Raw genomic sequence first — 6,123 nt, 5'->3', positions numbered from 1 at the left:
CATGAACCCGCGCGATGTTGCCAGCACGAATTGCGAATGTTGCGCCGAGACGCTCGCGCCTTCCGAATTCTGAATGCGTTTGTCGACGGCGAACGCTGCGTCTTCCGCGCGGCGCGCAAGGTCTGCCAGATCGGCCGCATTTCTCTTCGAGGTGTACCAATCGTCGCGCTGCATGTCGCGCCCCGATCCCGCGATAGGCGCGCACGCCACGTAATGCCGCGAGAACGGATAACCACCCATGAACCCGCGCGATGTTGCCAGCACGAATTGCGAATGTTGCGCCGAGACGCTCGCGCCTTCCGAATTCTGAATGCGTTTGTCGACGGCGAACGCTGCGTCTTCCGCGCGGCGCGCAAGGTCTGCCGCTTCTTCGGCGTTGATATCCCACGGGTGATAGAGATCGAGGTCCTGCGGCGCCATTTCGAGCAATTCCGCTTCGGCGAGGCCGGCGGCACTGTCTTCGGCCGTGAAGCGCGCGATGTTGTACGCAGCGGCCACCGTGTCCTTCAACGCAGCGCGCGAGAAGTCCGAGGTGCTCGCATTCCCCCGCTTCTTGCCGATGAACACCGTCACACCCACCATCTTGTCGCGATTGTGTTCGATGGTTTCGACTTCGCCACGACGCACGCTGACCGAAAGGCCATCGCCTTCCGAGATTTCCGTAGCGGCATCGGTCCCGCCGAGTTCCTTCGCGTGCCGCAGGATGTCGGACGCAATTTCTTTCAGCTCGTCCTGGGTGTGCGGGAAAAAGCGTTGCCTCACGTCCATGTCTGCTGCCATTTTTGTCTGCCTGTGGATGCTCGAGTTGCAGAAGGGTTCAGAACGGTCGCGCCGGAATTCAGTGGCGCAGCGCTCGCCATGACCGCTTCCGTGTATCGCAAGATCATAGCAAGTCCAGGGGTGTTTGGTTTCGTTCGTCCATGCCGCGAGGCGCCAGCGGGCCCCTGCGAACAAGTACAATATCGCGATGAACCGTAAAACCCGCACGCAACCCATAAATCCGGCCGTTGCCACCGAACAGGATGGCAGCGAGCACGGCTACGACCGCCCGAGCAAATCGCAGCTCAAACGCGACATGCTCGCGCTGCAAGTGCTCGGCGTGGCGCTGATCGAGCTTCCCAAAGATGCGCTCAAACGCATGCCCATGCCGGAAAAGCTCGACGACGCCGTCCGCGACGCCCGCAAGATCACCGATCACGAAGGCAAGCGCCGCCAGGTGCAATACGTCGGCCGCGTGATGCGCTCCCTGACCGACGAGGAAACAGCGGCGCTGCGCACGGCGCTCGACACGTATCGCGGTGTCAATCGCGCTGAAACCGCCAAGCTGCACTGGATCGAACATACGCGCGAAAAACTCCTCGCCGACGACGCCGCCCTTACCGAATTCATCCGCAAGCATCCCGGTGTCGATCCGCAGGAAGGCCGCACGCTGATCCGCAATGCCCGCAAGGAACGCGAGCAGAGCAAGCCGCCGCGCTACTTCCGTGAGTTGTTCCAGTGGATCAAGACCGCTGCGGGCGTGGACGAAGAAGACGACGAAAGCGCAATCGAAGCCGAAGACGGTGACGACGTTGAATTCCCGCAACGAGATGACGACGATGGCTACAAAGCGTAATCATCCGGACGAATTGCTGATCGGGCTGGTCTCGATCAGCGATCGCGCTTCGGACGGCGTGTACGAGGACAAGGGCATTCCGTCGCTGAAGGAATGGCTCGCGAGCGCGCTGAATTCGCCCTGGCGCGCCGAAACGCGCCTGATTCATGACGACACGGCCACCATCTCGGCCACACTCCTGGAACTCGTCGATGAAACCGGCTGCGATCTCATCCTGACCACGGGCGGCACAGGCCCGTCGCGCCGCGATGTGACGCCGGAAGCCACGCTTGCGGTCGCCACCAAGCCGATGCCCGGCTTCGGCGAGCAAATGCGCCAGATCAGCCTGAACTTCGTGCCTACCGCCATTCTTTCGCGCCAGGTGGCCGTGATTCGTGAAACGGCGGATCACGCGGCGCTGATCGTGAATTTGCCGGGCCAGCCAAAATCCATCCGCGAAACGCTGGAAGGACTGCGCGACGCTGACGGCAAAACGAAAGTGCCCGGCATCTTCGCGGCGATCCCGTATTGCATCGATCTGATCGGCGGACCTTATATTGAAACGCGGCCGGAAGTGATCGCCTCGTTCCGGCCAAAAAGCGCGCTCAGGCCGTCAAAGACCTGAACGCTGCCACGTTCCTTCAGCGTTGCTTCATCGTTCAAGCGGCCGCGCCTGCTGCGCCGGTTGCCGACGGGATCAGGAAATGATCGCGGTAGTACTTGAGTTCGTCGATGGACTCGTGAATGTCGGCAAGCGCCGTGTGCATGGCGCGCTTCTGGAAACCCTTATAGATGGCCGGCTGCCAGCGGCGGCACAATTCCTTGAGCGTGCTGACATCGAGGTTGCGGTAATGGAAGAACGTTTCGAGTTCCGGCATCCACCGCGCCATGAAACGCCGGTCCTGACAGATGGAGTTGCCGCACATTGGCGACTTGCCCGGCGGCACATATTGACCGAGGAATTCGCGGATTTGCCGCGTGGCTTCGGCCTCATCCACCGTCGAAGCCCGCACCCGTTCAGTCAGCCCCGAGCGGCCATGCGTGTTGCGGTTCCACTCGTCCATCTTGCCAAGCGCCGTTTCGTCCTGATGGATGGCGAGGACCGGCCCTTCAACGAGTTTATCGAGCGTCGAATTCGTCACGACCACCGCAATTTCGATGATCCGGTCGTTATCGGGTTCGAGACCCGTCATTTCCATGTCGAGCCAGACAAGGTTCATGTCGCTGCGAACGAGGTCTGACGGGCTAGCGGAAGTAGAGGAATCGAGCACGGAATCGGCCATAGGAGGGCAACCTGAATGGGTTTGACGCCTGGAACGGCGCGCAAGTGATTTGCAGGACCCGGCCGTTCGGCTGACGCGCAACAAGCCATGCGCGCGGTGACGGCCAAGAACCTATAATTCTCGCATAATTTAATCGGGTTTCCGCTGATGTCCAATTTCAATCTCGCGTTCTCGGTCGTGTTTGTCGTGGCGCTGGTCGGCATGGTAGGCACGAAGCTGTGGCTCGCTTCGCGCCAGATCCGGCACGTCGCGGCGCATCGCAAGCACGTGCCTTCGCAGTTTCTTCAAACCATTCCGCTCGCCGCCCACCAGCGCGCGGCCGACTACACCGTCGAGCGCACGCGCCTGACCATGGTCGAGGTCGTGGTGAGCGCCGCTTTGCTGATTGCGCTGACGCTGCTCGGCGGCATCCAGCAGATCGATCTTGCCGTAACCGACTGGCTCGGCCGTGGGTACGTCGGGCAGATGGCGCTGGTCGCTATCGTGGTGGCGATCACGAGCGTGGTCGACCTGCCGTTCGATTACATCCGCCATTTTGTGATCGAAGAGAAATTCGGTTTCAACCGGATGACGAAGAAGCTCTTTTTCCTCGATCTGATCAAGGGCGTCGTGCTGGGCGCGGCTATCGGCTTGCCGGTGCTGTTCGTGACCTTGTGGTTGATGAACCAGGCCGGCGCGTTGTGGTGGCTCTGGGCGTGGGTGCTGCTCGTTGCGTTCCAGATGCTCGTGCTGATCCTGTATCCCACGTTCATCGCGCCGCTTTTCAACAAGTTCGAGCCGCTGAAAGACGAAGCGTTGCGCGCGCGGATTGAAAACCTGATGTCGCGTACGGGCTTCGCCGCGAAGGGCTTGTTCGTGATGGACGGAAGCCGCCGTTCGGCGCACGGCAACGCGTACTTCACGGGTTTCGGTGCGGCGAAACGGATCGTTTTCTTCGATACCCTCCTCGCCCGGCTTTCCGGCAGCGAGATAGAAGCGGTCCTCGCGCACGAACTCGGGCACTTCAAGCGCCGCCACGTGATCAAGCGCCTGGTCGTCACGTTCGCGCTCAGCCTCGTGATGCTTGCGCTGCTCGGATGGCTTGCACAATGCGTATGGTTTTATGAAGGGCTGGGCGTGCGGCCATCGCTGATTGGCAACAACAACGGCTTGGCGCTCGTGCTGTTCATGCTGGCGCTGCCTGTCTTCATGTTCTTCGTGACGCCGCTCGGCAGTCTCAGCTCACGCAAGCACGAATTCGAAGCCGATGCCTTCGCCGCGAGCCAGACCGACCCGCGCGACCTCGTCAACGCGCTCGTGAAGCTGTACGAGGACAACGCGTCCACGCTCACGCCGGACCCTATCTACACCGCGTTTTACGCATCGCATCCGCCAGCATCGCAGCGCATCGAGCGCCTGATGCAATTCGCCGCATGAGGCCGCGCGACGCGAAGAAACCGGCGAACGCGCGCATTGAAGGAAGGGTCATTGCCGCTCACGGGCGGCATTACCTGGTAGCTCCCGCTGACGGCAGCGCCATGCTGCAATGTTTCCCGCGCGGCAAACGCAGCGAGATCGCGGTGGGCGACGTGGTGCAGTACGAACAGTCATCGGCGGATCAGGGTGTGATTGTCGAGATTGGCGAGCGAAGAAACCTGCTCTACCGGTCCGACCAGTTCAAATCAAAGCTCTTTGCGGCCAACCTCGATCAATTGATGATCGTGCTGGGTACCGAACCGCACTTCAGCGAGGACTTGCTCGGGCGCGCGTTGATTGCGGCGGAGGCGCACGGCCTCGAGCCGCTGATCGTGCTGAACAAGATCGATATGGAAGGGCCGCTCGCGGTTGCGCGCAAGCGCCTGGCGCTGTATCGGGAGCTTAAGTACACGGTCGTGGAGTTATCGGCGAAAGCGGCTCCCCAGCACGTCCACGATGAACTCGATGCCCGCCTCGCCGACCGGTCGACGCTGCTGCTCGGACAGTCGGGCATGGGCAAGTCGACGCTCGTGAACATTTTGATTCCGAATGCCGAGGTGGCGACGCGGGAAATATCGAAGGCGTTGAACAGCGGCCGGCACACGACCACGTTCACCCGGTTGTACCCGTTGCCGGGCGGCGGGTCCTTGATCGATTCGCCGGGCTTCCAGGAATTCGGATTGCATCATCTCTCAGAGGGACAACTGGAGCGAGCGTTCGCGGACTTCCGGCCGTTCCTGGGCAAGTGTCGCTTCTACAACTGCCGGCATCTGCACGAACCGGGTTGCGCGATTCTGGAAGCAATGGCGGAAGGCAAGATTCGCCCGGCGCGGCATCAGTTGTATGCGCAGTTGGTGCACGAGGCCAGCCAAATTGTCCGATAACCCCATCGCATGAAAAAATTGACGCGGGCTCCGAACCTGATCACGGCGCATCACTGGATGAATGTGCTGTCGACGGCGGGCATTGCGTGCGAGTTGCACAACCGTTATTTGAGTGGTGCGATGGGTGAGATTCCGGCGGAGCAATGTGCGCCGGAGATCTGGATACCGGATGACCGCGACGAAGCGTTGGCAAACGAAATATTGAACCGTGCGAGAAGCGGCCCGGCATCGAACGCAAAGTCATGGCGATGCCAGCAATGCGGTGAGACGCTGGAAGCACAATTCACGGTGTGCTGGCAATGCGGAACGGCGAGAGACCCGCTGCACGACGAATAAAAATAGGAACGCGGGGCCAGCGAGACCAAGCAGGCGGTACGACCTGGCAGGCGGTACGACCTGGCAGGCGGTACGACCTGGCAGGCGGTACGGCCTGATAAGCGAAGCGTGTGAAGTAAGATTGAAAGGCGAGAAGGTTCTTTTCAACGGCGCCGGATAATTGTGGGCGGTGGCAGATGCGTGCCACCAGCGAGGCTGTGCGCTGAGGGTAATTTAGTGGTTGTGGTGTGAAGGCGTTTTCTTTGCTTCGTTTCTTTTTCGCCGTTTGGAAAAAGAAATGAAGTGCTGCCCCGCACAGGGGCAACGCTAATAGACCGAAGCGATCAAGTTCCCAGACAGCGAAGAACACCAAAAGCACAGCCCGAGCAAACCCCTCAGGCCAGCCAAACCGCGATGCTCAGCATGAGCAACAACAACATCCACAAGATCACGGCGCGCCAAACAAGCCCAACTGCAGACTGAAGCGTCCGTGGCGTGCAATCATCGCCCACTGGCAGCGGACTGGCATCACCAACAGCCAACGCCTCCACGCTGAGTGGTTCGGCCAGAGGGCCGGCCAGCCGCGCTGATA

7 protein-coding genes and 1 pseudogene are annotated in these 6,123 nt (G+C 60.8%); 5 read left to right on the top strand and 3 right to left on the bottom strand.

The features are described 5' to 3' along the window. Positions 1-780: TldD/PmbA family protein (locus ACRXB1_RS27980; RefSeq protein ID WP_449493872.1), on the bottom strand; the 780-nt coding region annotated here is incomplete at its 3' end. A 187-nt stretch (positions 781-967) separates the two neighbouring features. Between ACRXB1_RS27980 and yjgA the strand changes: the two genes are divergently transcribed. Further along, a complete protein-coding gene (yjgA, locus tag ACRXB1_RS27975) occupies positions 968-1,615 on the top strand; it encodes a ribosome biogenesis factor YjgA (protein WP_061999998.1) in 648 nt (215 codons plus the stop codon). Continuing rightward, positions 1,599-2,219, top strand: a complete 621-nt coding sequence (mog, locus tag ACRXB1_RS27970) for a molybdopterin adenylyltransferase (protein WP_174364088.1) — start codon at positions 1,599-1,601, stop codon at positions 2,217-2,219. Before yjgA ends, mog begins: the two co-directional genes overlap by 17 nt. Before the next feature lie 34 nt (positions 2,220-2,253). On the opposite strand, the gene orn is transcribed toward mog, so the two are convergent. Next, on the bottom strand, positions 2,254-2,877 hold the full coding sequence (gene orn, locus ACRXB1_RS27965) for an oligoribonuclease (protein WP_449493871.1): 624 nt from the start codon (positions 2,875-2,877) through the stop codon (positions 2,254-2,256). Between the two features lie 147 nt (positions 2,878-3,024). Between orn and ACRXB1_RS27960 the strand changes: the two genes are divergently transcribed. The 3 genes from ACRXB1_RS27960 to ACRXB1_RS27950 are packed head-to-tail and all read left to right on the top strand — an operon-like array spanning position 3,025 to position 5,552. Next, positions 3,025-4,293, top strand: a complete 1,269-nt coding sequence (locus tag ACRXB1_RS27960) for a M48 family metallopeptidase (RefSeq protein WP_062000001.1) — start codon at positions 3,025-3,027, stop codon at positions 4,291-4,293. Further along, entirely contained in the window at positions 4,290-5,216 is a 927-nt protein-coding gene (gene rsgA / locus ACRXB1_RS27955) for a ribosome small subunit-dependent GTPase A (protein ID WP_449493870.1), read from the top strand. The genes ACRXB1_RS27960 and rsgA overlap by 4 nt, the downstream gene beginning before the upstream one ends. A 9-nt stretch (positions 5,217-5,225) precedes the next feature. Beyond that, positions 5,226-5,552 (top strand): putative signal transducing protein, encoded by a 327-nt coding sequence (locus ACRXB1_RS27950; protein ID WP_075359657.1) that lies wholly within the window; start codon positions 5,226-5,228, stop codon positions 5,550-5,552. Between the two features lie 374 nt (positions 5,553-5,926). On the opposite strand, the pseudogene ACRXB1_RS27945 reads toward ACRXB1_RS27950, so the two are convergent. Further along, positions 5,927-6,123 (bottom strand): annotated as a pseudogene (locus ACRXB1_RS27945) (CobD/CbiB family protein); the annotation flags it as partial.

This window comes from Caballeronia sp. M23-90, assembly GCF_053574605.1.
The sequence above is the reverse complement of the archived record's forward strand: the minus strand, read 5'-3'. Positions and strand labels throughout refer to the sequence as shown.

Excerpts from the sequence above, each read along its gene's own strand:
- orn (WP_449493871.1), bottom strand. The coding sequence starts at position 2,877 with ATGGCCGATTCCGTGCTCGATTCCTCTACTTCCGCTAGCCCGTCAGAC.
- mog (WP_174364088.1), top strand. The coding sequence starts at position 1,599 with ATGGCTACAAAGCGTAATCATCCGGACGAATTGCTGATCGGGCTGGTC.
- yjgA (WP_061999998.1), top strand. The coding sequence starts at position 968 with ATGAACCGTAAAACCCGCACGCAACCCATAAATCCGGCCGTTGCCACC.
- ACRXB1_RS27950 (WP_075359657.1), top strand. The coding sequence starts at position 5,226 with ATGAAAAAATTGACGCGGGCTCCGAACCTGATCACGGCGCATCACTGG.
- ACRXB1_RS27960 (WP_062000001.1), top strand. The coding sequence starts at position 3,025 with ATGTCCAATTTCAATCTCGCGTTCTCGGTCGTGTTTGTCGTGGCGCTG.
- rsgA (WP_449493870.1), top strand. The coding sequence starts at position 4,290 with ATGAGGCCGCGCGACGCGAAGAAACCGGCGAACGCGCGCATTGAAGGA.